The sequence below is a fragment of the Psychrobacter sp. JB385 genome (assembly GCF_900163785.1).
Lineage (GTDB): Bacteria > Pseudomonadota > Gammaproteobacteria > Pseudomonadales > Moraxellaceae > Psychrobacter.
Map to the genome: position 1 here is coordinate 105,930 of NZ_FUKN01000001.1, position 23,704 is coordinate 129,633.

Annotated in this window: 23 protein-coding genes and 1 pseudogene; 12 read left to right on the plus strand and 12 right to left on the minus strand. The window is 43.3% G+C overall.

The window, feature by feature from the left end; translation table 11 throughout:
- Window positions 1–219: 219 nt before the first annotated feature.
- Window positions 220–906, minus strand: a complete 687-nt coding sequence (gene radC, locus CZ794_RS00405) for a DNA repair protein RadC (RefSeq protein ID WP_087039684.1) — start codon at window positions 904–906, stop codon at window positions 220–222.
- Window positions 907–1,045: 139 nt separating this feature from the next.
- On the opposite strand from radC, the gene coaBC reads away from it, so the two are divergent.
- Window positions 1,046–2,431 (plus strand): bifunctional phosphopantothenoylcysteine decarboxylase/phosphopantothenate--cysteine ligase CoaBC, encoded by a 1,386-nt coding sequence (gene coaBC, locus CZ794_RS00410; RefSeq protein ID WP_087039685.1) that lies wholly within the window; start codon window positions 1,046–1,048, stop codon window positions 2,429–2,431.
- Window positions 2,432–2,485: 54 nt separating this feature from the next.
- Window positions 2,486–3,268, plus strand: a complete 783-nt coding sequence (locus CZ794_RS00415) for a sulfite exporter TauE/SafE family protein (RefSeq protein WP_227681398.1) — start codon at window positions 2,486–2,488, stop codon at window positions 3,266–3,268.
- A gap of 60 nt (window positions 3,269–3,328) precedes the next feature.
- Here the strand turns inward: CZ794_RS00415 and CZ794_RS00420 are convergent, their stop codons facing one another.
- The 4 genes from CZ794_RS00420 to CZ794_RS00435 all read right to left on the minus strand — a co-directional run bounded on the left by CZ794_RS00420 (window position 3,329) and on the right by CZ794_RS00435 (window position 6,612).
- Window positions 3,329–3,535, minus strand: coding sequence for a DUF2905 domain-containing protein (locus tag CZ794_RS00420; protein WP_062845444.1), 207 nt, complete (start codon window positions 3,533–3,535; stop codon window positions 3,329–3,331).
- 54 nt (window positions 3,536–3,589) lie between these two features.
- On the minus strand, window positions 3,590–4,507 hold the full coding sequence (locus CZ794_RS00425) for a histone deacetylase (RefSeq protein ID WP_087039686.1): 918 nt from the start codon (window positions 4,505–4,507) through the stop codon (window positions 3,590–3,592).
- A gap of 112 nt (window positions 4,508–4,619) precedes the next feature.
- Window positions 4,620–5,435, minus strand: a complete 816-nt coding sequence (locus CZ794_RS00430; RefSeq protein WP_087039687.1) for a YbjN domain-containing protein — start codon at window positions 5,433–5,435, stop codon at window positions 4,620–4,622.
- A gap of 58 nt (window positions 5,436–5,493) precedes the next feature.
- Window positions 5,494–6,612 (minus strand): hypothetical protein, encoded by a 1,119-nt coding sequence (locus CZ794_RS00435; protein WP_256958799.1) that lies wholly within the window; start codon window positions 6,610–6,612, stop codon window positions 5,494–5,496.
- Between the two features lie 133 nt (window positions 6,613–6,745).
- On the opposite strand from CZ794_RS00435, the gene ccmA reads away from it, so the two are divergent.
- The 5 genes from ccmA to ccmE all read left to right on the plus strand — a co-directional run bounded on the left by ccmA (window position 6,746) and on the right by ccmE (window position 10,198).
- Window positions 6,746–7,375, plus strand: a complete 630-nt coding sequence (gene ccmA, locus CZ794_RS00440) for a heme ABC exporter ATP-binding protein CcmA (protein WP_087039688.1) — start codon at window positions 6,746–6,748, stop codon at window positions 7,373–7,375.
- Window positions 7,376–7,518: 143 nt separating this feature from the next.
- A complete protein-coding gene (locus CZ794_RS00445; RefSeq protein ID WP_087039689.1) occupies window positions 7,519–8,226 on the plus strand; it encodes a heme exporter protein CcmB in 708 nt (235 codons plus the stop codon).
- A 225-nt stretch (window positions 8,227–8,451) separates the two neighbouring features.
- Window positions 8,452–9,240 (plus strand): heme ABC transporter permease CcmC, encoded by a 789-nt coding sequence (gene ccmC, locus CZ794_RS00450; protein ID WP_087039690.1) that lies wholly within the window; start codon window positions 8,452–8,454, stop codon window positions 9,238–9,240.
- Between the two features lie 16 nt (window positions 9,241–9,256).
- Window positions 9,257–9,490 (plus strand): heme exporter protein CcmD, encoded by a 234-nt coding sequence (gene ccmD / locus CZ794_RS00455; RefSeq protein ID WP_087039691.1) that lies wholly within the window; start codon window positions 9,257–9,259, stop codon window positions 9,488–9,490.
- Window positions 9,491–9,697: 207 nt separating this feature from the next.
- The gene (gene ccmE / locus CZ794_RS00460; protein ID WP_087039692.1) at window positions 9,698–10,198 is read left to right on the plus strand and encodes a cytochrome c maturation protein CcmE; all 501 of its coding nucleotides are present in this window, start codon (window positions 9,698–9,700) and stop codon (window positions 10,196–10,198) included.
- A gap of 101 nt (window positions 10,199–10,299) precedes the next feature.
- Here ccmE and CZ794_RS00465 read toward each other — a convergent pair whose 3' ends face one another.
- The 7 genes from CZ794_RS00465 to CZ794_RS00495 all read right to left on the minus strand — a co-directional run bounded on the left by CZ794_RS00465 (window position 10,300) and on the right by CZ794_RS00495 (window position 18,805).
- Window positions 10,300–11,148 (minus strand): aldo/keto reductase, encoded by an 849-nt coding sequence (locus CZ794_RS00465; protein WP_087039693.1) that lies wholly within the window; start codon window positions 11,146–11,148, stop codon window positions 10,300–10,302.
- Window positions 11,149–11,501: 353 nt separating this feature from the next.
- Window positions 11,502–12,461: a MetQ/NlpA family ABC transporter substrate-binding protein gene (locus CZ794_RS00470; RefSeq protein ID WP_087039694.1), complete on the minus strand. Its 960-nt coding sequence runs from the start codon at window positions 12,459–12,461 to the stop codon at window positions 11,502–11,504.
- Between the two features lie 218 nt (window positions 12,462–12,679).
- Window positions 12,680–13,336 (minus strand): methionine ABC transporter permease, encoded by a 657-nt coding sequence (locus tag CZ794_RS00475; protein WP_373407878.1) that lies wholly within the window; start codon window positions 13,334–13,336, stop codon window positions 12,680–12,682.
- A gap of 49 nt (window positions 13,337–13,385) precedes the next feature.
- Window positions 13,386–14,156 (minus strand): methionine ABC transporter ATP-binding protein, encoded by a 771-nt coding sequence (locus CZ794_RS00480; protein ID WP_087039696.1) that lies wholly within the window; start codon window positions 14,154–14,156, stop codon window positions 13,386–13,388.
- Window positions 14,157–14,412: 256 nt separating this feature from the next.
- A complete protein-coding gene (locus CZ794_RS00485) occupies window positions 14,413–16,530 on the minus strand; it encodes a sensor histidine kinase (RefSeq protein ID WP_087039697.1) in 2,118 nt (705 codons plus the stop codon).
- A gap of 24 nt (window positions 16,531–16,554) precedes the next feature.
- On the minus strand, window positions 16,555–17,277 hold the full coding sequence (locus CZ794_RS00490) for a response regulator transcription factor (RefSeq protein WP_062845432.1): 723 nt from the start codon (window positions 17,275–17,277) through the stop codon (window positions 16,555–16,557).
- A gap of 292 nt (window positions 17,278–17,569) precedes the next feature.
- Window positions 17,570–18,805, minus strand: coding sequence for an efflux RND transporter periplasmic adaptor subunit (locus CZ794_RS00495; RefSeq protein ID WP_087039949.1), 1,236 nt, complete (start codon window positions 18,803–18,805; stop codon window positions 17,570–17,572).
- Between the two features lie 700 nt (window positions 18,806–19,505).
- Between CZ794_RS00495 and pilG the strand changes: the two genes are divergently transcribed.
- The 5 genes and pseudogenes from pilG (at window position 19,506) to CZ794_RS00520 (ending at window position 23,703) form a co-directional block, all read left to right on the plus strand.
- Entirely contained in the window at window positions 19,506–19,883 is a 378-nt protein-coding gene (gene pilG / locus CZ794_RS00500; protein ID WP_021813722.1) for a twitching motility response regulator PilG, read from the plus strand.
- 253 nt (window positions 19,884–20,136) lie between these two features.
- Complete coding sequence (locus tag CZ794_RS00505) at window positions 20,137–20,499, plus strand: PleD family two-component system response regulator (RefSeq protein ID WP_062845430.1); 363 nt, start codon at window positions 20,137–20,139, stop codon at window positions 20,497–20,499.
- 3 nt (window positions 20,500–20,502) lie between these two features.
- Window positions 20,503–21,033, plus strand: coding sequence for a chemotaxis protein CheW (locus CZ794_RS00510; RefSeq protein WP_087039698.1), 531 nt, complete (start codon window positions 20,503–20,505; stop codon window positions 21,031–21,033).
- 516 nt (window positions 21,034–21,549) lie between these two features.
- Window positions 21,550–22,620: pseudogene (locus CZ794_RS00515) on the plus strand (methyl-accepting chemotaxis protein); the annotation flags it as partial.
- A gap of 201 nt (window positions 22,621–22,821) precedes the next feature.
- On the plus strand, window positions 22,822–23,703 hold the full coding sequence (locus CZ794_RS00520) for a protein-glutamate O-methyltransferase CheR (protein WP_256958800.1): 882 nt from the start codon (window positions 22,822–22,824) through the stop codon (window positions 23,701–23,703).
- The last annotated feature ends 1 nt before the right edge of the window (window position 23,704 follow it).

Genomic DNA, 23,704 nt, shown 5'->3' on the forward strand with positions numbered 1-23,704 from the left:
TAAAAGCGTGAAAAATATATGAATGAGGTTTTTAGATCACGATAGTTGTTGTTTTATCCGCTGCTTTTCTTCTTTTTAATCAGTAAAAGATACGATTGGTTAACAATATGAAACAGTTACTTATAACTATCAATAGGTGAAATGCTACGCTGTGTCGATAATATGTATCATATTTCAATGAATGAGAGGAATCATTTATAGGTATAAATTGTGAGAATTCTATTCATCAAATGGTGTCAAGCCGCTTTCGGCATAAGATAAGGTATCGTTTCGTCCAACAATGATGTGATCGACAAGCGCTATATCCAATAAATCACACGCCTTTTTGAGCTCATAAGTCAATAAATTGTCAGCCGTTGAAGGTTTGGCATCCGTATGTGGATGATTATGAGCGATAATCAATTGACTGGCAGCATGGCTCAAAGCATGACGTAATACATGTTTGATGCAGACAGAACACGATGAGATACCACCGGTAAACAGTATCTCAAAATTTAACAGGTTCAGGCCATTGTCCAAACACAGAACCGCAAAGACCTCGCGATGCTCACCGCGTAACTGCGTACTAATGTAGTCTTTCACCACTTGAGAGCGTCCCAATGCTTGACCGGTTTTGAGCTTACTGTCTAAGTAGCGTGTACCCATCTCAAGCGAAGCCATTATTTGGGCATATTTGGCAGGGCCTATACCATGACAAGCCAAAACGATGTCTTGAGGCGCTGCCAATAATTCAGCCAAGCTGCCAAATTTTTCAATCAAATGGCGAGCCAGCTCAATGGCAGATTGTGACTGTGTTCCTGTGCGCAAAAATATGGCCAAAATCTCAGCATCGGTAAGGTGCGCGGCACCAAATTTAAGTAGTTTTTCGCGTGGTCTGTCTTCTTCATGCCAGTCTTTAATGGCCATTATCTCTCCTTAAGTGGGTTGGTCACAAATAGCTTGAACAAATACTACCGTTAAATACGCAAAATCTTACCTAACTTATCTCATAATTGTTACTATAAGCGCAATTTTATCTTTTCACTTTTATATTGATGCCACGCTTATGTCCAATATTGTGCTTGCTATCACGGGCGGTATCGCCGCTTACAAATCTGCTATTTTTGCTCGCTTATTAATTAAGTCGGGCTTTGATGTGCGCGTTATTATGACCACGGGCGCGCAAGCTTTTATCACTCCTTTGACACTGCAAGCGCTGACTGGTAATGAGGTACATGTCTCATTGCTTGATGAAAAAGCAGAAGCAGGTATGGGGCATATTGAATTGGCAAAATGGGCCGATTTGGTCGTTATTGCTCCTGCTTCTGCCAATACGCTTGCTCGCCTTTCAATGGGTATGGCCGATGATTTGTTGACCACGGTGTGCCTTGCCACGACGGCACCTGTTCTGATTGCACCTGCCATGAATCAGCAGATGTGGGCGCATCCAGCAGTGAATCTGAACGTACAAACATTGCGCGATATGAATTATCACATTATCCAACCAGCAAGTGGTGAGCAAGCTTGTGGGGATGTGGGCGCAGGGCGTTTGCCTGAGCCTGAGCAACTACTGGCTGAAGTGCTTTTATTTACAGCCATGCAGACGACGCCGCAGCTATTGGCAGGCAAAAGAGTCGTGATTACCGCAGGCGCAACGGTAGAAGCGATTGATCCAGTACGTTACTTATCGAACCATTCTACTGGCAAGATGGGTTTTGCATTGGCACGCGCTTGTGTCATTGCTGGCGCTGAGGTGATTTTGATTGCTGGTGGTAAAGTGGCCCTGCCGACACCATTAAATGTCAAACGTATCGATGTGTTGTCTGCCGAGGAGATGTTGCTTGCTGCACAGCAGTGCGTTGATGGCACCCATCATGAGCTTCAATTTATGTTTGAAGAGGAGCATGACCACGATCACGACCATCATCACCACCACGAGCATGAACATCATGACGACTGCGATTGTGATGACGAGCACAGTGAGCATGATAGCGAAGCACATGCAGTTGCTAGCAATGAGCATGTCAGGGCCACTGATGTCTTTATTGCGACTGCGGCCGTGGCAGATTATCGCACTGAAGAAGCCGCGCCACAAAAAATCAAAAAGACACAAGAGGCGATGACACTCAGTCTCGTCAAAAACCCTGATATATTAGCGACCATTTCGCTTGCTCATCCTGAGCTGTTTGTCGTGGGCTTTGCAGCAGAAACGCAGGACGTTGAGCGTTATGCGCGTGGTAAATTAATCTCTAAAGACTTAGATTTGATTGCTTGTAATGATGTGTCACGAGCGGATATTGGCTTTGCCAGTGATGACAATGCCATGCAGGTGTTTTTCTCTGAGCACTATAAACGCGCGCCAGTCACCCTAGACAAGGCAAGCAAAGATCACATTGCTGAGCAATTAGTGACTATCATTGGTGAAGCAATCTGGCAACGTCAACATGATTAACCATGGTGCCATAGCCCTTATTGCTACGGAAAAGGATATTAAACCTTGAATGAGATGACCAACATGGCGTCTGACGATAATATGCAGATGCTATTGCTGGGGGCAATCTTTGCGTTTGCGTCCTTGCTACACGGTATCAGCGGGCTGGGTGCGACTTTGGTGACGACCACTGCGCTTGCTAGTATTTATCCGTTGCAACATGCCATTGTCTTGGTTATTTTCCCCTCTTTAGTGGTCAATGTAATGACTTGGTTGGCGGGTGGCGGTCGCACACTTTGGCAAAATTTCATCTATTATGGCAGACGTTATTGGTTGCTTGCGTTAACCAGCTTGATTGGCAGTATTTTGGGTGCAAAGCTTCTATTGTGGGTAGACAGTGCTTACATTTTGCTGGCATTAGCCGCTGTTATTGGCTTTTATGTCATCAGTACCTTATTGGGTAAGCAATTTCGTTTACCCGATACTAAGCCCGTACTGATCATTGTTGGGTTTAGTGCAGGTGTCATCGGCGGGGCCACCAATGCCATGTCTACTGTGCTGATGATGTACTTATTGTCTGCCAGTGATGATAAAAACACGATCGCCAAAGTGGGCAATATGTGCTATTTTTTGGGCAAAGTTGCTCAAATCATCGTCCTACGCGAGCCTCTCATGGCATTAAATAGTGGGGAATGGCAGCTGATTACAGTCCTAAGCATATTGTCTATTGTCGCGCTTTTGATTGGTATTCGTCTGCGTCGTTATCTGCCGCAAGCGCGCTTTCGTCAGCTTATTTTGTTGATTTTAACGGTACTTGGCATACGCGTAGGCTGGCAAGGAATCACCGCTTTTTTATAAGTATATATGTGCTCAATCGATACATCGTAGTGGGCCAACATTCATATATAAATAGTTTGTTTAGCGGTTAAAAATATTCAATAAAATAGTAGCGACGATACTGATCACGATCATGGTCACCACAGGAAAATATACGCGCGTGTTGCCTGACGTGTGTTTAATATCGCCTGGCAGGTTGCCTATCCACGAAAATGCATTGGGAAATAATAGCCAAATAACGCCGATAATCACCAGTAGTATGCCCAAACCTATCAGTATCTTTGCCATGTCATCTTGCCTCATGCCGTTATCAGTTAAGCTTTTAGACTTTATTTCCCAATCCTAATCCGTTGTTTGCTCAAAATAAATCTGCTGCGCCAAACGAAACGTATTGCAGTGCGCTTCTACCACATCTTCGATGTCTTCTGAATAGCCGCCGCCCATGACAATGGCAATCGGAATATTGGCTGACTTTGCTTGATGCAATACGTACTCGTCACGCGCCTTACATCCCTCTATCGTTAGCCCCAGTTTCCCAAGTTTGTCAGTTGCGAGCACATCGACAGCAGACTGATAAAATATCAGGTCTGGCGCAAACTCATTGATGAGGCGCGGTAGCGTATCTTTTAAAATCCGTAAATACGCTTCATCATCTGTCTCATTATCCAGTTCAATATCTAAGTCAGATACCTGCTTGCGGAAGGGGTAGTTTTTGGCACCATGCATGCTAAAGACAAAAACGCGTGACTCGTTTGCCATGATACTTGCGTTGCCATTACCTTGATGCACATCCAAATCTACCACCAAAATTCTTTGCGCCTGTCCGCGATTGAGTAATAAATTGCTGGCGATACAGACGTCGTTGAATACACAAAATCCTTCACCATGATCGGCAAATGCATGATGCGTGCCGCCCGCCACATTCATCGCGACACCATATTGCTGTGCATACAAGGCACACTCATAAGTTGCATGGGCGATATAGCGGCCGCGCTCTACCAGCGTGGGCGTCATCTCAAAACCAATGGCGCGCGCTTCTTTTCGTGGTAATGTTTGGGTTTTGAGCTGCTGCCAGTAGCCTTGCGTGTGAGTGGTCAAAATCTCATCTTCACTCAGCCGGGCAGGCGCAAAAAAATTATCGGTAGTAATGGTGCCCTCAGCCAATAGACGTTCAGGAATGAGCGTATATTTTTGCATCGGAAAACGGTGTTTATCCGGAACGGAATAACGAAAAATGTCAGAATAAGCAATTTTTAGCATAATATTATAGTTGTTCTTATAGAATGAGAATGAAGAAGTTTTGAGCGTAAAGTGCGGGTAACAACACCTCTATACATGAGTTTAAATACCAATGGTGAACGGTCACAGAGCTTTATTGTACGAACTGAGTGGGCAAAAAAAACGTGCGTGAATCTATGTCTTGGCGCAATGTCATCAATAAGGCTTGTAAGTCTTCTTCTGGATCTTGATTGTTGATTAAGTTGCTAAATAACTCATGAGCGACCGTCGTCATGGCAACCACGCTTTGTAGTAAATGATCGACCACTTTTTCATTAATGCCCACTGCTTCAACATCGATAGCGTTTTTGTAGCGTATCTCGCCATCATTGACATCCATTTCTATATTGCCAATCAGCATATCGTAATTAAGCTGCGTGATTAATAACATCGCAGCGCTCTGATGACTCTCTGGTATCAAAAACGGCAAGACACCATAGACGGCCAACAATTTACTCTCTTCTTGAGCGCGAAACAGGTAGCCACAGTTGAGGTCTTTATGGCGCATTCGCAGTGACAAATGATGCGATTGCTGACCATCATGGGTTTTGGGTCGATAGTACGTATAGTGCCATTGCTTGTCATTAAAATAGGTTTTTAAGAAATCAACAATTGGCGTATGGTGAGGCTCATGTTGGTCAGCAGAGGAGTCAGGAATTATCGCTTGTGAGCGTCCATGATCAGTGTTGATATCAGAAGCAGCGTCCATCTCGCTGCGGTCATTTTTGACTTTTTCAGCTTCATCACGCTTATTACTGCGGGGTATCTCATGGCTTTTTGAATCAGCCACATTCTCTTTGACGGTAGAAGTCGTTGGTTTACTTGCACCATCAATGACAGATTGCGGTGCGGACGTCGTCAAAAACCGTTTGATTTTTTGCCATAAGCTGAGTTTGTTACGTTGGCTCATAATAGGGTGCTAAACAGTAGATGAGATAAAATATGGATAAATACCTTCAAACAGCAAATTAGTCGTTATTTAGTATTAATCGCTCTTTGATTGTTGGTTGATCATAAAACGCTTGCAGCATATCGCGAGTATGCGCTCTAAACCATGGGCTTTCTAAGGCATCATATACCACAGGTAATAACGCTGTGCTAAATTCTGCCATGGCTTGCTCATCAATATATAAGCTGGCGGCGACAGTGGCAATGGTATCCGTCTGATGATTGGCGTACCACGTATCAATACTCGCTGCTATCAGACTGTGCAAATAAGGCGACAGTCGCAAACGGTTATAGCTTTGTTGAATGCCAGCTTCGATATGATCGATACTACTGTTAGCAGGCTCATCACGCAGGTAGGTTTGTAGATGGCTGACCGGTTGCTCCTTAATACGTGCCCAACCCGTGATAAGCAAACGCGCTACTTCTTCGTTGGATAAATGTGCTTGCGCGTTGGCTTCTGCTCGGTGCGCCAAATCCTTGATGTTGCGATGCAAATACGCTTGTAGTTTTTCATCAAGGTTTCTATTGGTGGCTTTTTCAAAAGAGCTGCGTCCAAGCTTCATCAGTTTACCAACGCCGCCCGCTTTTTCTAGCGTGGTCTCCATAAAGTCATTGATAGCGTGATAGAGCGTTTGCGTCAATAAATCTGTGAAAGTTTCATTACCAACTAACGTATGAATTAAGACATTACGCTGCTGCTCATGACTACCGACATAATTGGCAAGCGTCTCAACTTGCGTATCATCTATCAATTCTGACAACGGTACATTGTCATTGACGGGATGATAAATAACCGTATGTAAAATATCGCGAATATCAGCACGCATGGCCTCACTCATTGGCTGATTAAGAAGCCAATCATTAATCAAATGCTGCAAATGGTCACGGGTAATGTATTTGTTTAAGGGCTGTGCCCCAAACCATTGCCACGCCTCTAAGCTCAGCGGCTGAGCTTGGCTACGTAGCCACTGCTGTATAAAATCCACTTGAGCATCGATCAAGCTATCTATAGTTAAGCTTGTCTTTGATAGGCTTTCTTGAGACTGATTAAGCCCAGTATATATCTGATGCTCGGTGTCTACCTTGTGTTCAGTATCCACTTGGGGCGTTTGGTTTTGGCTATCTTTTGAAGTCTGCATAGGTTTTGAGGTCATAGTAATCGACAATTTGTTATACTGTGAGTTTGTGATAAGCATAAAGTATTATGCCACGAACATCGTACTTGTTTGTGATGAATATTGACTGCCGCTTGATAAATAACGAGAGGTTTTGATGACGGCTTTGGATACGCCCTTACTTGTGCTTGATGAGCTAACCGTTCAGCGTGGTGAGATTCCGCTATGCGAAGCGGTTACGCTTCAGTTATCTGAGGGCAGCATTTGTCATCTGATTGGTGCCAATGGAACAGGGAAAACGACGCTACTGATGCAGCTGGCAGGATTATTGCCAGTACTGACGGGTGAGATCAGTTACCAAGGCATGGCAAGCTTACCTGTCCAGCCGCTGTATGTATCGCATCAATTGGGTATTCATCCCAATCTCACTGTGGCACAAAACCTGACGTTTTTACTGAATTTGTATGGTATCACACCAAGCGCTGCCGACATTGATGCTGCCCTTACGTGGGTGGGATTACAAGGGTTTGAAACGATCAGCTCAAGCCATTTATCCGCTGGTCAAACTCGCCGTATCACCCTTGCAAGGCTGTATCTTTTGACGCCTGAGGTGACACAGCTGTGGCTGCTTGATGAGCCTTTTACCGCGCTCGATGTCGATATGGTAGCGCGGATGGAAGAGAGACTGTGCGACTTTGCTCATGCAGGCGGCGCGATTTTGATGACCAGCCATCAATCAGTTGGCGTTGCCAATCAAGTGCTCGACTTGACAGAGTATATAGTTTAGGCGCTTTATCAGAAGTCTGTCATGTTAAAGGCCTATCATGAGATAGCACTTTCATACTGACCTATCAATACGGTTTTATCCCACTATAATATAAGCGCGATGAGCAAAGAGCCAATAATGCCACAGACAGGACGATACATGCGATGAAGAAAAGCGCCAATACTATCGAGAACACGTCGCATGGTATCAGCTTTACGCAGCTATGGGCACGCGAGTGGCAAGTAAAGCAGCAAGGGGCAGTGCAGTGGTTGTATCCTCTGGTGCTGTTTTTGGTGATTATTACCTTGTTTCCGCTGGCGGTCGGTAGCGAGCCTGCGCTATTACAGCGACTTGGCGTGTCCGCTGTATGGATTGCGGCATTGTTGTCACTGGTCATGGGTGTTGATGGCTTGTTCAAACCAGCCCTTGATAATGGTACCTTGGCACAATTGGTCGTTGCCAACGCGTCATTGCCATTATGGGTACTGATTCGCTTGGCGATTCACTGGGTATTTAGCAGCGGCATTGTGGCCATACTCAGTTTATTGGCGGTACCGTTGTTTCAACTGGACTGGTTTGAAACCACAATATTGATGGCCTCTATCATCGCGGGCAGCCCAATGCTGTTGATGCTGTCTGCCATCGCCAGTAGCTTGACGCTATCATTAAAGAATGGCGCGGTGCTGGTACCATTGATTGCTTTACCGATGCAGTTGCCTGTTTTGATTTTTGCGACGGGCGCTGTCGATCTGTATGCCACAGGTCTCAATGGTCTACCCATATTGGCTTTGTTATTAGCAGGCAGCATCATCTCAATCTTAGTCATGCCGTGGGTGATTGCAATGACTCTAAAAATGGCATGGTTGAACTAAACTGGAAATTGTACGGCTCAGATATTGTCACAACCTTTGATATTGTCGCTCCGTGTATTAACATCATGGTGAAAACTGGCAATTTTGTTATAATAGTCAATTAAGTACATAAGCCGTTCTTTGTAGATTCTATCCAGTGTTTAACGCCAGCAGGTTGGCAGATGATAATGCTCATAAGGTGTTATATCGGTCGTCACCAGTAAGCTGTGTAATAGGTTTATCCCCATGCCCAACCTGAATAATGTCTCATCTCCTAGCCTGTGGCAACGCATGTGGCAGGGCTTCTTAACGACTGTGGGTACCAAACAGTTTTTTCGTATTTTTGCGCCTTGGGTTAAGTGGTTGGCGATATTAGCCAGTATCTGTTTGCTCGTTGGCAGTATTTGGGGACTGGCGTTTGCGCCCCCTGATTACTTGCAAGGCAATAGCTATCGTATCATCTTCATACATGTACCCGCCGCCAGTCTTGCTATTTCTATCTATTTTACCCTTGCCGTATTGGGTGTGATTTATCTGGTCTGGAAAATCAAGACGGCCAGTTTGGTCGCTCAAGCCCTCGCTCCGATAGGGTTTTTGTTATGTGTGATTAGCTTATTGACGGGTTCTATTTGGGCAAAGCCTACGTGGGGTACTTACTGGGTTTGGGATGCGCGTTTGACCTCGATGCTGATTTTGGCCTTTTTATATGCAGGTGTTATGGCACTATTTGCCGCTTTTGAACACACAGCCAACCGAGGCAAAGCCGCTGCCATTTTATCTATCGTTGGTGCGGTCAATCTACCCATTATCAAGTACTCAGTTGAGTGGTGGAATACCTTACATCAAGGGGCTACCTTTACCTTGACGGCTGCCCCAAAAATGTCGGCAGACATGTGGATGCCGTTGCTACTGATGATAATTGGCAGTTATTTACTGGTCGCAACATTGACAATCTATCGTACGAACACCTTAATCTTGTATCGCGATCAGGGTAAAGCGTGGGTGAAAGAATACATCCGTGGTCAACACAAATAACGGCTAGGAAATCATTATGCAGCCCTATTTTTATAGCGTGTCTGAATTTATTGCCATGGGTAAGCATGGGGTCTTTGTGTGGTCTTGTTGGGCAATCACAATTGGCGTAATGCTCGTATTTATCATTTATAGTCGTCGTCAAAGACAAGCCCTGATTAAGCAATTGACCATTCAGCAAGCGCGTCAAGCGCAGCGTACACCCAAAGTATCCGCAACTGTGACAAACACACCATTAGAGTCTGACAAGTAAGAAAATCTTCCTAATATCATGAAGATATGTCTTTATAAGTCCTCACAAGGCTTATGGACTTGAGCGAAAAATGCTACTATAGAGCCACTAGAAGAGTAAGATTAGAAAGACATTTTTGACACGTTTTTCTAATGGTAGTTTCTTCAACATTTTTTGTTTTATAGATTGGTAGTTTGTAAAACAATGAGTCATCAATGAGGTAGTGGTATGAACGCAGTTCGTCGCAAAAAACTGATGTGGGTTATGTTTACACTTGCTGGGGCGGCGATAGCCGTGGTGTTGGTGCTTTATGCCATTGGTCAGCAAACCGACTACTACTTTGACGCGACAGCCATTGCACAAGGCGAAGCACCGCAAGACAAACGTATTCGCGCAGGGGGCATGGTGGTGGCAGGTAGCGTTCAGCGGGCGCCAAATGATCCCTTAAGTATTGAGTTTGCGATTACAGATTTTAAATCGACTGTGCCCGTGACTTATCAAGGTATTTTGCCAGATTTATTTGCTGAAAACTCAGGGGTTGTTGCCACGGGTAAAATGCAGGGTGATACATTTGTTGCAGGCGAGGTATTGGCCAAGCATGATGAAAACTATATGCCACCTGAGGTTGCCAAATCAATGAAAGAAGACAATCGTAGTGGCGCCATTCCTTCTTCTGAACAATATAATCCTGCTGAAAAAGTGCATGAAACTCAAACGCTCCAGCAATAAGGACAGAGGTATTGTCTCAATAAAAAAAGCCACCAAGACTATCGGTGGCTTTTTTGTGACTTATCAGGTTTTACAAGTCATCGTTTGATAGCAAGGCGCTATTAGTCATCCCAAACAGGGCTATAGTCAGGATGTTCAATTTTGCGGCCATCAGAACGCGCTAAGCTGCCAAGCTTATCTAGTTCCTCTGCACTCAGCGCTACCTTAATAGCGTCTAGGTTTCCTTGCAAGTGATCAGGATTAGATGTTTTTGGAATAGCAACGCGATGCTTGTCAGACAAAATCCAAGCGAGCGATATCTGTGCAGGTGTTACGTTATGCTTATCGGCTATCTCTTTAATGATGTCATTATCAAAGACATCGCCACGAGCTAGTGGAGAGTAAGCTTCTAACAAAATATGATGGTTATTCAAAAAAGTCTGCAACGTATTTTGTTTGATAAACGGATGGAACTCAACTTGGTTGACGACAATAGGGACATCAGCATATTTTTCTGCTTCAATGATATCGGCAATATTAAAATTAGAAACGCCAATATGTCGAGTCAAACCTTGCTTTTGTAGCTCGCATAAAGCAGGAATGGTCTCAGATAATGGAACACGATCATCAGGCCAATGCAGTAGTAATAAGTCTACATAATCTGTATCTAGGTCTTCTAAAGAACGCTTTGCCGCTTCTACCAATTTTTCTGGCTGAAACTTCATATCATCAGGAAAAATCTTAGTCGTCAAAAAGAATTTATCGCGAGCCACACCTGACTGCTTAATACCTTGTCCGACTTCTTTTTCATTGCCATACGCTTGAGCGGTATCAATGTGCTCATAGCCCATCTCTAACGCTTTTTTTACAACGGTAACGCAGTCTTGGCCAGTTGATTGCCAAGTACCCAAGCCCAGTACAGGGATGTTTGCTTTTCCAGCAGTACGCATATTATAAGTTTTAGCACTCATATTATTATCCTTATTTATTGTGGTTATATAGTGTTTAATCTGCCTTAAACATGTGACTGATTAAATTCATCAGTAATTTTAATGTTCACAATGGCTTAACTTGGTTAAGCCATTGTTTGGCATAGCTACTTATTTAGCCTGTCCACTATAGGAAAAAATCACTTAAAGTAAAAGAGTAGGTGACGGTTTCCTACAAAGGATAAACAGGTTGTAACGTCATTTTTGGTATCGGGTTAGCTCGTTTATAAATACAATGTCAAAGTCCGCACCATAAAAAACGCCCATCGCGTTGAGCAATGGGCGTTCAGACTCTAAAAGCTATGATGGCTTCTAGCAGACTCTAAAATAAAAAATTACTGTGCAGGCGCTTCTGCTGGTGCTGTGCTTGCAGCGGTGTCTGTATGAGCGCTATGATCCGTGCCCCAAATTTTTGGATACTTATAACCTGGGAAAGTTTCGTGAGCATACTTTTTGAATGCTTCTGAGTTATAAGCGTTGGTCACGTCCTCAACCCACTTTTTGCCCACGTCAGCAGACTTGATGGCTGACCAGTTAACATAAGCAAAGCTTGGCTCTTGGAATAACGCACTTGATAAATCAATACCAGAGTCAGTGGCATAGTTACCATTGATAATAGCGAAATCGACTTCATCACGAGCACGCGGCAACTGAGCTGCTTCTAACTCAACGATATTGATGTCATATTTGCTGTTGTCAGCGATATCCGTTTTTGATGCTGTCAATGGGTCGATATTGTCTTTTAGTTTGATCCAGCCAAGATCGTTCATCATAACAAGGGCACGAGCAAAGTTACTTGGATCATTTGGTGCAGAAACACTCATGCCTTTATAGGCTTCATTAAGACTGGTCTTTTTACCAGAGTAGATACCAAGTGGCGCAGTTGGTACTTGGAAAGCTTCGACCAAATCAAGATTGTTTTCTCTTTTGAAATTATCAAGATACGGTTTGTGCTGGAAAATGTTGATGTCCAAATCACCTTCTGCCAAGGCAAGGTTCGGGCGCACATAATCAGTAAAAGCGACCAACTCAACTTCATAACCTTGTGCTTCAAGCGAGCTCTTAACTTGATTACGTACCATATCAGCAAAGTCGCCTTCGGTCGTGCCGATAACGATTTTTGTATGCTCAGGATCGATATCGCTCGCAGCAGTTTCGGCAGTAGCGCCTTCTGTCACAGGCTCTTTGGTGGCTTCTGGTGCTGATGAGTTGCTGCAACCAACCAAGACTAGGCCTGATACGCCAACGGCAGCAAAAGCAGTCGCCAACTGACGGCTGATATCTGTTAATTTCATGGAACTTCCTTAATAAGAGAATAGAAGACAAAACCTGCCCATTAAAAAAGCAACATTATCATAATGCTGCTAAGTTAACGGATGTTAAATTAGTGACAAAATTAAAGGGTCTCAGTAACAAAGTCAAGCGTTTTGCTTAGGACAAATGCGCATTAAACCCTCGTATTTATTCATAATAAGAGTACATGATGCCTTCTTATTATTTTTTATAAAGGAGGTTATCGTTTGTCCATACGGTTAGCCAACCAGTTGCCAGAGGCTTGAATCGAGATGACCATGATGGATAGCACAAGAACGATAAAAACCATAACTTCTGTTTGATAACGATAATAGCCATAACGAATGGCCAAGTCACCTAGACCGCCGCCCCCAATCATACCTGCTGCGGCAGAATAAGATAGCAAGCTGATACAAAGGATCGTCACAGACAATATCAGACCAGAACGGGCTTCATTCAACAAAACTTTAATGATGGTCAAAGGACGTGCGCCCATTGATTCGGTCGCCTCAATAATCCCGCGCGGTACTTCACGCAAGTTTTGCTCGACCAGACGGGCAAAATAAAACGAACCTGCGATGGCCAAAACTAAAGAGGCTGCGATTGGTCCGATACCAGTACCTACGATAGCTTTGGTAAAAGGACTCATGGCAATCATCAAGATGACAAAAGGGAAGGCACGCATAAAGTTGGTGATACCGCCAAGCACACCGTATAAGGTTCTGTTTTGCAAAAACTGACGATCGCTTGATAAAAACAAAAACACACCAAACAAACCACCGATGACGATAGCGACTGTTGTAGAAATGCCGAGCATAATGAATGTATCAATAAAAGCATCCACAATCTCTTTGCGCAGCGCAAGCAACTTGTCTATAGAGGCGGATAATTCAGTACCAGTTAACATATTTATTTCTCCTGCCTCATTAGTCCTCAACGACTAAGCCTTTGCCAATCTGGGTATTTGCCTGTATCAGACCGTCTTTTACTTCTGCCACTTCTAGCAACTTGCCTTGATGCAGTAAGGCGGCGCGATCACACAATCTACGAATCACGCTCATCTCATGGGTCACAATCACAATCGTCACGCCAAGTTGTTCATTGATATCGCGTAAACAGGTCAATAGACTGCGGGTCGTTGATGGATCAAGTGCGCTGGTTGGCTCATCAGCCAATAAGACTTTTGGGCTTGGTGCAATGGCTCGGGCAATACCAACGCGCTGCTTTTGTCCCCCTGACAGCTGTGCAGGATAATGACCAGCACGATCTGTCAAATCGACAATCTCAAGGCATTCCATGACGCGCTTATGAATATCACGACTGGGATAGCCTGACACAGTTAAATTAAAAGCTACGTTATCAAAAACGGTACGATTCGACATAAGGTTAAACTGCTGAAAAATCATACCAATATTGTGCCGAGCAAGACGTAAGTCTTTGGCAGACAATGTCGTCAAATCCGTCCCATCAATGATGACTTGACCTGAATCTGGACGTTCAAGCATATTAATCAAGCGTAATAGGGTCGATTTACCTGCGCCCGAATATCCCATTAGACCAAAGATTTCCCCTTGTTTTACAGCGAGAGACGTCGGCTCAACAGCAGTAAACCAATGTGGTTTGCCATCTTCGTTTTTGATTGATCGGTCGCTTAAAAAACTTTTGGTCACATCGTTTAAGACAATCATGTCATTCATGGAGGGCTCAAAATTCAATAATTTTTTTAATAGTCATGAACGTATTGCTATGCCTCTTGAACCATATAAGAAGCCAACTCAATAACAATCGTCAATAACCCTATAATAAGGGGCGTTAATATAGCATATTATTCGGTGTTTTGGATATGCACATCCGCAACTGGCTTATGACCAATCGCTATTAGTGAGGAATGTTTTGAAAAGAGTAGGTGGTGGTGACAGCGTTAACGAACCATAGGTTTGATAACGCTACCCATTAGTTATGCTGATGATAATGTGGGTCGTGTTTGACAGGGATGATAACCAAAAATCTTGTATGACCATTAACCGTGTCAGTAAGAATACGCCCTTGATGGGCGGTCACAATTTGTGAAACTAAGGACAAACCTAAGCCTGAGCCTTTGTTTTTTTGCTGCAACCGTACAAACGGACTGAACACTTCTTCACGTTTGTCCTCAGGAATACCTGTGCCTTCATCAATAACGGCCAGCACCGCATAATTTGGCATGGGACGTACTGGCTCGGTTTTAGATTTTTTCAAATGCTTAGAAAATAAGCCTTCTTTGCGCGGTGCACTAGATGCTTCTTCGCCATTTTGAGCGCCATTCTTAGTCTCATTTTTGATGACTGCTGAATCAGCGATTGATTTGTTCGATTTGGGCGTAATATCGTTATTCTTTACAGTCGCATCTTTAGACGTAGCAATCGCTTTATCTTCAGTGACAATTGTCATTTGGCTGTGCGCAGATGTTTTGTCTTCAGGAACCGCTTTCCACATGACCTTTTTAATTTTACCAGTCAAATCGTTGGTGAAGTTATGATAGTCCGCAATCAATGACGATGTGCTATTGGACTTGAGTGAGTCCTTGGCTAAAGGTTTTGATGAATCTATATCAGACAGATTATCTTGAATAGAATCTCCTGAAACGGTACTGGCATCAGAGCTATTAGAGCTACTGTCTACGCTCACATCGGCACTGGCATCCTCTTCTAGTACAAGACTTTCGCCATTCTTATAAAGAAGTGGTGCTGGCAATATTGCCATGGCTTCTGTTGTTTCAGCCTTCACTTTCTCAGTCGTGCTAGGTGTACCGTTGTGTTCTACAGTTTCATTGAGTTGATTTGGTTGTTCATAAGTGTCAAAGTCAGAACTGTTGTAATCTACAAAGCTGCTGCAAAGCACCGTTTGCAATAGATAGTCAGGAATAACATCTGCTTCATCGATGCTCTGAACGCCATACAACAATACCGTGACAGGCGGTTTGCCATGAAGCATGGCATTGGTCAACAAGTTACGAATCAAATGAGTCAGCATCGATGGTTGACCATCGATCATGATGTGCTCACCAATCAAAGTGGCTTCAGGATAATGTTGACGCTCTTGATTCATCAGGTCATATAAATCTAAGCGCTCAACTTGTTGCAAGGCATGACCAGCATCCAAACGGCTAACCAGCAAAATGCTTTCTACCAAATCATTAAGTCCTGATAAATCCCGATTGATTGCTTGGGCACGTTTATCGAACTTTGCTTTGATATCGGTGGGCAATGGATCGGTCAGCATATCCATCATCTCTATTTGCAAGCGGATACGAGTGATGGGTGTACGCAATTCATGCGAGGCATGCGCCAACAGTAAATTATTGGCATCGATAAGGTGTTCAATCTTTTGAGCGGCTTGGTTGAAACCACGTGCTAGCGAAGCAATCTCGTCATTGCCCTGCGCGTTTACTCGTACGGTAAAATCACCATCTCCCAATTGTGCCATCTGCTGACTCATCTGATTGATACGCCAAGTGATGGTTCGTGCAATCACCCACAGGACGCCTGCCATAATGATGAGCAAGAGTAGCGTACCCGTAAATAAATTTAGAGCAGCGGACAGTACAGGTTTTTTGGGCGGCAAACGTGATTCATAGAGAAGCGTATAACCAGTGCTGCTATATACTTGAGCTTGCTTAGTAGGAGAGGTATCGGCAAACGAAGGAAAAACACGAGATAATAAAGAAGGCGGTGCTGGCAATTCAAGTGGTAGGTCACTATTGTCTGTTTGCATCAACAAATGACCTTCACTGTCATACAAACCCATCTTTGCTTGCAATGATTCATCAAAAATATCAAAGCTCTTTTTGACCACCGCCAACATGAAGCGTGACTGTAAGCGGTTGTCTTTACTAACAGAAATATTCAGCTCATGCAAAAATGGGTCAATTTGACCCAAAATCTGCGTGGCAAGGACTTCAGAGCGAATACCTGCATCTTTGTCATGGACAAGTTGTGTCAATAACACCATAGCAACGGCAAACAAGATAAGAGCCAGCATGACACTGGCAAATAGCTTGGCAAATACGGAACGAAATCCCAACTGCTGCATTAAACCATCTCTTTTATCAGATGCTTATACCTGATCTGTTGCAAATTGATAACCAACGCCACGTACGGTGATGATGCGTTTTGGCTGACGTGGATTGTCTTCAATCAAAGCACGCAAGCGCGAAATGTGTACGTCAATGGCACGATCAATATTGTCTGAGCTGTCATCGTTTGGCATGGCTTGCCAAAGTTGCTCACGATTTAGTACTTTACCAGAATGTGTGGCAAAGTAATGCAATAATTGAAACTGATGTGTCGTTAGACGAACAGGTTCATCATCGATGGTGACTTCATGGCTATCAGGGAACACGCTTAGGCGGCCAAATGTCAAACTGTCTGATTGACTATCTGCTTGATTGGGCTGCTCGTGTCGACGAATAACCGCACGAATACGTGCTAATAGCTCACGTGGCTCAAACGGTTTAGCGATATAATCGTCAGCACCCATTTCAAGACCCAAGACGCGATCTGTCGTATCACCTTTCGCTGTTAACATGATGATTGGTACTTTATTGGTCATGTTGTTTTTGTTGCCACGAATTTTTTGACACACTTGCATGCCGTCCATATCAGGCAGCATCAAATCAAGTACGACCAAATCAATTTCACGTTCTTTGGCATCTAATAAATCAAGCCCTTCCTGACCAAGTCCTGCATGATGGACGTCGTAGTAATTCATGGTGAGATAGTCGCTGATGAGTTCAGCCAAATCAGGATCGTCTTCAATTAATAAAATTTGCTTGCTCATGGGTTATCCTCTAGTTGTTATAGTTACCAAAAGTGTCATATATCTGATGCGTTATATACCAAGTATTTCATAAAGATAATTTTAATCAATCAATCTTTAAATTTTAAAATATGCAATAGGTATTAACACCCTAAAGTTAAACTCTCAAATAAGTATCAAAACATACAAAATGAGAAATCTAAATACTCGGTTAATGACATATATAATACCGTTATATTGCCTAATTAGGCTGTTACAAAACAAGAGTGGGTTTGTTAATGTTTCTGTGTAATGTAACTGTCGATGCTATTAATCAAGAAACGATAACTTTTTTACCATTAGAATCAATAGGTAAGTCGGCCAAACAAATCAGACTGTCATTACTAATCCCTGCAATTAAATATTGTTTTGTCGTGGGATTATATTCTACTACCTCAATAGGTCGACGCATCAAACGCTGATCTTGCCCAATAATCCATACATTGGCTGTCAAAGGTATCAATGGCTTATATGGTGGCTTGTGTAATTCTGCTAAGTCAACGTCATGAAGCGCCCGCTCGGGTACTATCGTACCCACATCTATTTGGCCATAATCCACGCGGCCTATGACTTTCATGTTTGGTAGTAATGTGGCACGACTGGCTTTATTTTCAATCACATCCACATGCACTAAAAGCTTTTTTGGTTGACTGGTTACGGTCAGCTTGCTGATTTGACCCGTAAAATTGTCGGATTGTCCATCCACTGAAAAATTGACAGTCTGACCAATCGAAAGCTGAGGCTTTGCTTGAATGGGCAATGTTGAGACAAAGTACAACTGCGTTTCATCATTTAGCTGCAAAAGAGGCATACGAGCGGCGAGCTGTTCTCCAGCTTTGATGCTTAATCCTTGTACGCGCCCTTTAAAGCTCGCCCGTATTGTGACCAAGTTATACGGTGATTTTGAGTCGGATTCATTATCGCCATTATTGATTACATCATCTTTAACAGAGGTATTGTCATCGTTATCAGACACAGAGGCATCTGATTCTTGTACATCAGACGACTTATCTTTAGCAGTCACAGATTTAGAGTTGTCACTATTCTCTGACTTTTCTGTATCAGTGGCCTCGCTCATCAGCTCGCGTTCTTGAGGGCGCTTTGCTGCTGTGGTGGCGTTATTGTCGGTAGGGTTGGGTGAGGTTGCTTCACTGTCGTCTGAACGTACCCGTCGAACAATGAGCAAGGGCATATCTTTTTCTACTAACTGGCCTTCAGTGACCAATACGTCCTCAATATTCATAGGATGCACAGTCATGAGCTTGATTTGTTTAACAGGTTCAAGATTGCCTTGTAGTCCAATACTAGGCTGATAACGTGAGGGTTTTATACTTAATATATGGTCTAGAGCCATGGTGACGCTATCATCGGTAATCACAAGAGGCGTATCTACAGTAGTACTGTCATCGCTCATCACAGATGCATCGGTAGGTGCAGAGGGCTGACAGGCAGCTAGTATCAAAGCACTCAGTAAGTAGGTGCTGTTTTTTAAAATTTGAGAAGCTGTCATTGCAGTCACCATCGTAGTCGTCATTCTATTATATAGTAAATAGCGATGAGGGAATACGACTGCCAAACCCTTATGCCGCCTACGAAGATAGCGTTTTCCGCACCAAGGCGCAATCGAAATAATCATGCTGCTATATTGGCTTCGCGGCTTTTATTACTGATGAGTATCAATATTAGATTGCTAATGTCTGGAAAAAAATGAATAACTGTGCTAAAACAAGCTTAATGAAATATTACGATACATTTGTATTACAAAATAAAATTATTCAGCAATGTATTTTTCGTTTCTATATAATGCAAAAATATCATAAAGTTGTTATTTTTCTGATGTAAGCTTGTCGTCTTAGACGGAAGTAATAGTGAGAGATGATAGTGATGCAATGTAGAGTGCGCTACAAGGTGTCAACAAATACGGTTGCTAGCGGCATGAATCAAAACGCCATTACTCCTCTAAAAAGCGAATAATCTGCTTCAATTTAGTAAGCTTCTTCAGAAAAAAGTGCGTATAGTAACCTATGTTGAAGCCGTATTTTAGAGGCAGACACTGACAGGGAATAAGTTCGCTGTCATAACTCATGGTAATGCAAGTTTGGCGGTTCACCGTTGCCTAATAATAAGTAGTAAGGCAGGTGGAAATAACCGTTGATATTTTGTATTGATAGATAGCATTACGAATAAACAGTCGTTTATAGGACAATATGATGGAAAATAATTTTGATGGCTTAAAAGTAATGGTGATTGATGATTCAAAAACCATTCGCCGTACCGCAGAAACCTTGTTACAAAAAGCAGGTTGTGAAGTAGTGACCGCGATTGACGGTTTTGACGCTTTAGCAAAAATTGTTGATAACAATCCAGATATTATTTTTGTCGACATCATGATGCCGCGATTAGATGGCTATCAAACGTGTGCGTTAATAAAGAACAATCCAGATTATGCTAACAAACCCGTCATTATGTTGTCGTCTAAAGATGGTTTGTTTGACAAAGCCAGAGGCCGTATTGTTGGGTCTGATGAATATTTGACTAAGCCATTTAGTAAAGATGAGTTGTTTGAGGCAATTAATCAGTACCGCTAGTTTGAGTACCTGCAAGTAGCGGCGGTCTGACTGGATATTTGCAGATGGGTATGTAGATACCTATTCATATTGGTAAGGTTGTAGGGTCAAGTATTTGGTAGTACTTAACCTGATTTATGATTGCTTAGTATTTAGTCGCAACTGTAAAAAATAACGTCACCATTCATTTTTGGCCTGTTATTTCTATGCAGTTTGTCTCAATAAATCTATTAATATATCCCAAAGGATATCATTGAAAACAAAGGAAAATCCCATGACTACTGTCTTAGTCATTGATGACTCACCATCTGAAATGGCAAAATTCCGCGACATGCTTGCCAGACATAATTTTAAAGTACTAGAAGCGATAAATGGCGAGCAGGGCTGTCAAATGGCAGCAGAACATTTACCAGATGTTATCTTAATGGATGTGGTCATGCCTGAGATGAATGGCTTTCAGGCAACTCGAAAAATAACTCGTGGTAAAACCACCGCTCATATTCCTGTGATTATGATCAGTACCAAAAACCAAGAGACCGATAGGGTTTGGGGTAAGCGTCAGGGTGCCAAAGAGTACATGGCAAAGCCAATTGATGAGAATGGTTTGGTGAATATCATTCATAAAGTAATGGGGTAGCTTGTGGCTTCCAAAGGGTTCATTGAGCTTCTGCGTCTAGCCGATTTGGCACGTGCTCGTAAAAGCGGGCGCCGCGGTGGGCAAGCGTATGACTGGCAAGGCGTGGTCTTTGAGATTGGTGGGCAGCGTTTGGTCGCGCCAATGGGTCAAGTCTCAGAAGTATTGGCTATGCCAGAATATACAAGCTTGCCTTTAGTCAAGCCTTGGATGCTGGGTATCGCCAATATTCGTGGTCGTTTGTTACCCATAACAGATTTGTCTCAGTTTTTACAAGTGCCGAGCCGCTTAGCACAAATGAGCCAGCGTAAAGTCATGGTTATAGATCACGGGGATTTTTTCTCAGGATTATTGGTAGATCAGGTTATTGGTATTGAACAGTTTACTCAGGATCAATACCGCCCAGAAGCCATTGAATCAAGTTCGCCCTTTGCTCCCTATAACCATGGCAAGTTCTTTAAAAATGAGCAGGACTGGTATGTCTTTATGCCAAGTCTGCTCGCGCAAGACCCGCAGTACGCCGATGCTGCAATATAGCTGTCGATAATAGCCTAATTGGCTGTTAGCTCGATGACAAAATAATAGCGAATGACATGATGCGCTTGGATGTCAGCATTCATACAGACTTTGTTGATCACTGTTTCTTTTATAACAGTAAGATTGTCAAAGTCACGATAAGACTTTGACAATTGTCTGAAAGGAATACGTACGATGAGTGATGTTATAAATAAATCTGCAACTGGTACGACCAAAACAGCAGTAGATAGCAAAGATGCGAATGGTATGTGGAGAGTATTATTAGGCGTTTTTGTGATAGTAAGCGTGGCTTGTTTGATCTGGCTGGTTAATTCGTTGTCGTCGGTAAGTGAGCATATGGTGGATTTTAATCAATCCGTTGTGTTGCCTGTGGCGATATTTGTCGTAGGGGTACTGGGAACTCTATTTGCTCTTTATAATTTGCTTAAGCAACGTGGTGGCTCAGAGCGATTACTCATCGAAAAAGAAACCTTACGTCGTCGTCAAGAAGCAGAAGCAGAGTCTGAGCGCGCTCGTCAAATCCAAGAGGAAAACGAACGTAACCAGATAGCTATTCTACGCTTGCTAGATGAATTGGGAGATTTGGCAGAAGGGGACTTGACCGTCAATGCAACGGTATCAGAGGATTTTACAGGGGCGATTGCCGACTCTGTTAACTTTGCCATTGACCAGTTGCGCCAGTTGGTACTGGTTATTAACAATACCGCTGTTCGCGTCTCGCAATCTTCAGAGCAAACGCAGATGAATGCAGTTGAGCTTGCTGAAGCTTCTGAACACCAAGCTCAAGAAATTGCAGGGGTATCAGCAGCCATTAATGAGATGACTGTGTCGATTGACCAAGTTTCAAACAACGCGGCAGAATCTGCAACCGTTGCTCAGCGTTCAGTCGCAATCTCTCATAATGGAGCAGCGGTTGTACAGCGCTCTATTGAGGGTATGAACGTCATTCGAGACCAGATTCAAGAAACGTCTAAGCGTATCAAACGTCTTGGTGAGTCTTCGCAAGAAATTGGTGATATCGTTGGTCTGATCAATGATATTGCTGACCAAACCAACGTTTTGGCATTGAACGCGGCTATTCAGGCCTCGATGGCTGGTGAAGCAGGTCGAGGGTTTGCCGTTGTTGCTGATGAGGTTCAACGTCTTGCTGAACGCTCTGCCAATGCCACCAAGCAGATCGAAACATTGGTCAAAACGATTCAGGCGGATACCAATGAAGCAGTAATGTCGATGGAGTCAACCACCTCTGAAGTAGTACGTGGTGCGCGTTTGGCAAAAGATGCGGGTGAAGCACTAGAGGAGGTTCAGAGTGTTTCTAACACCTTGGCTGATTTGATTCAGAACATCTCAAATGCCGCCATGCAACAGGCCGAATCTGCTGGGCACATCTCTCACACGATGAATATTATTCAAGACATCACCTCACAAACCTCCTCTGGTACGCTGGCAACAGCCCGTTCTATTGGCGAGTTGAGTGAAATGGCTGCTGCACTTCAAGAGTCAGTGACAGGCTTTAAGGTATCGAATGATGATGATCTTCTGGACACTGAATTACTTGAGAGAGATATGTATTCAGAAAGTATTTAAGGCTAATATTTTGACTTAGATATGTACGTGACTTAAGTATATATAAGAGGACAAAGCCTTTTACATACCAATCTGTTCATCAGCAAGCTGTGCGAGTAGGAATAACGTGCAGCGACAAGCATAGTAGGTGACATGGATAATCTGACTCGACCAAACAGCTGCCGACCCCAAACATCAGAACCCGTATTGACGAGAGCTTTAATGTCAGAAGACTATGTTGATGTGCAGCAATGGCAAAAATATATAGAACAAGAGATTGGCTTTGTTTTACCAGATGTGCAATTGCAGTGGTTGACCAATGCAATTAACCATACAGCGTCGTTGCACGGGTTGAGCATTACTAAGCTGTGGGAGCAACTACCAAATAATAGCGCAATACGACAGCGATTATTGGATAAAGTATTGATTCACGAAAGTCGTTTTTTTCGTCATATGCCGTCGGTAGAGTTTGTTATAAAGTGCGCTTTAGAGCATCAGCAATTGCTTATTGACTCCCGCACTGATGGGGTCTCTGACGAATTGTTTCGAATTTGGAGTGTGGGATGTGCTCGTGGCCAAGAAGCGTGGTCACTTGCAATGAGCTTGGCATCGGAGCAGTTGATGAACTATTCAATCTTGGGTACTGATGTCAGCCAGCAAGCAATTGTAAAAGCAAGATTGGGACGGTATGACAGTCGACAGCAATTATTGATACCAAAGCGATACCAGCAGTTTGTTCGACCGTTGAGCGCTAGCAGTACGATTGGTAATCTGAATCCAGATGATTCTACTACCATCAAAATAGGCACTGAGTCCCAATGGCAAATTGCACCAGTTTTACAGCCTTATGTAGATTTTGTTTTACACAATGTTATTGAAAAACAACCACCCACCTCACATCTTCAACATGTGATTATCTGTCAAAATATGCTGCTCTACTTTCGTAAATTTGATCAGCGAGATATTTTAACCAGACTATCAGAGCAATGCGTGTTAGGTGGATATATTATATTGGCTCCCGGTGAGGCGTTATTTTGGCGTCCTTCAAATATGCGCCGCATTGCACACCCGCAAGTGAATGTGTGGCAAAAAACCAGTGCCTAAA

Bases quoted from the DNA above. Each gene is read 5' to 3' on its own strand.
- CZ794_RS00415 (WP_227681398.1), top strand. From the start codon at position 2,486: ATGACCAACATGGCGTCTGACGATAATATGCAGATGCTATTGCTGGGG.
- CZ794_RS00485 (WP_087039697.1), bottom strand. From the start codon at position 16,530: ATGCAGCAGTTGGGATTTCGTTCCGTATTTGCCAAGCTATTTGCCAGT.
- CZ794_RS00420 (WP_062845444.1), bottom strand. From the start codon at position 3,535: ATGGCAAAGATACTGATAGGTTTGGGCATACTACTGGTGATTATCGGC.
- CZ794_RS00470 (WP_087039694.1), bottom strand. From the start codon at position 12,461: ATGAAATTAACAGATATCAGCCGTCAGTTGGCGACTGCTTTTGCTGCC.
- coaBC (WP_087039685.1), top strand. From the start codon at position 1,046: ATGTCCAATATTGTGCTTGCTATCACGGGCGGTATCGCCGCTTACAAA.
- CZ794_RS00425 (WP_087039686.1), bottom strand. From the start codon at position 4,507: ATGCTAAAAATTGCTTATTCTGACATTTTTCGTTATTCCGTTCCGGAT.
- ccmC (WP_087039690.1), top strand. From the start codon at position 8,452: ATGCCCAACCTGAATAATGTCTCATCTCCTAGCCTGTGGCAACGCATG.
- CZ794_RS00430 (WP_087039687.1), bottom strand. From the start codon at position 5,435: ATGAGCCAACGTAACAAACTCAGCTTATGGCAAAAAATCAAACGGTTT.
- ccmE (WP_087039692.1), top strand. From the start codon at position 9,698: ATGAACGCAGTTCGTCGCAAAAAACTGATGTGGGTTATGTTTACACTT.
- pilG (WP_021813722.1), top strand. From the start codon at position 19,506: ATGGAAAATAATTTTGATGGCTTAAAAGTAATGGTGATTGATGATTCA.
- CZ794_RS00445 (WP_087039689.1), top strand. From the start codon at position 7,519: ATGAAGAAAAGCGCCAATACTATCGAGAACACGTCGCATGGTATCAGC.
- CZ794_RS00435 (WP_256958799.1), bottom strand. From the start codon at position 6,612: ATGCAGACTTCAAAAGATAGCCAAAACCAAACGCCCCAAGTGGATACT.
- ccmD (WP_087039691.1), top strand. From the start codon at position 9,257: ATGCAGCCCTATTTTTATAGCGTGTCTGAATTTATTGCCATGGGTAAG.
- CZ794_RS00495 (WP_087039949.1), bottom strand. From the start codon at position 18,805: ATGACAGCTTCTCAAATTTTAAAAAACAGCACCTACTTACTGAGTGCT.
- CZ794_RS00505 (WP_062845430.1), top strand. From the start codon at position 20,137: ATGACTACTGTCTTAGTCATTGATGACTCACCATCTGAAATGGCAAAA.
- radC (WP_087039684.1), bottom strand. From the start codon at position 906: ATGGCCATTAAAGACTGGCATGAAGAAGACAGACCACGCGAAAAACTA.
- CZ794_RS00520 (WP_256958800.1), top strand. From the start codon at position 22,822: ATGTCAGAAGACTATGTTGATGTGCAGCAATGGCAAAAATATATAGAA.
- CZ794_RS00490 (WP_062845432.1), bottom strand. From the start codon at position 17,277: ATGAGCAAGCAAATTTTATTAATTGAAGACGATCCTGATTTGGCTGAA.
- CZ794_RS00465 (WP_087039693.1), bottom strand. From the start codon at position 11,148: ATGAGTGCTAAAACTTATAATATGCGTACTGCTGGAAAAGCAAACATC.
- CZ794_RS00480 (WP_087039696.1), bottom strand. From the start codon at position 14,156: ATGAATGACATGATTGTCTTAAACGATGTGACCAAAAGTTTTTTAAGC.
- ccmA (WP_087039688.1), top strand. From the start codon at position 6,746: ATGACGGCTTTGGATACGCCCTTACTTGTGCTTGATGAGCTAACCGTT.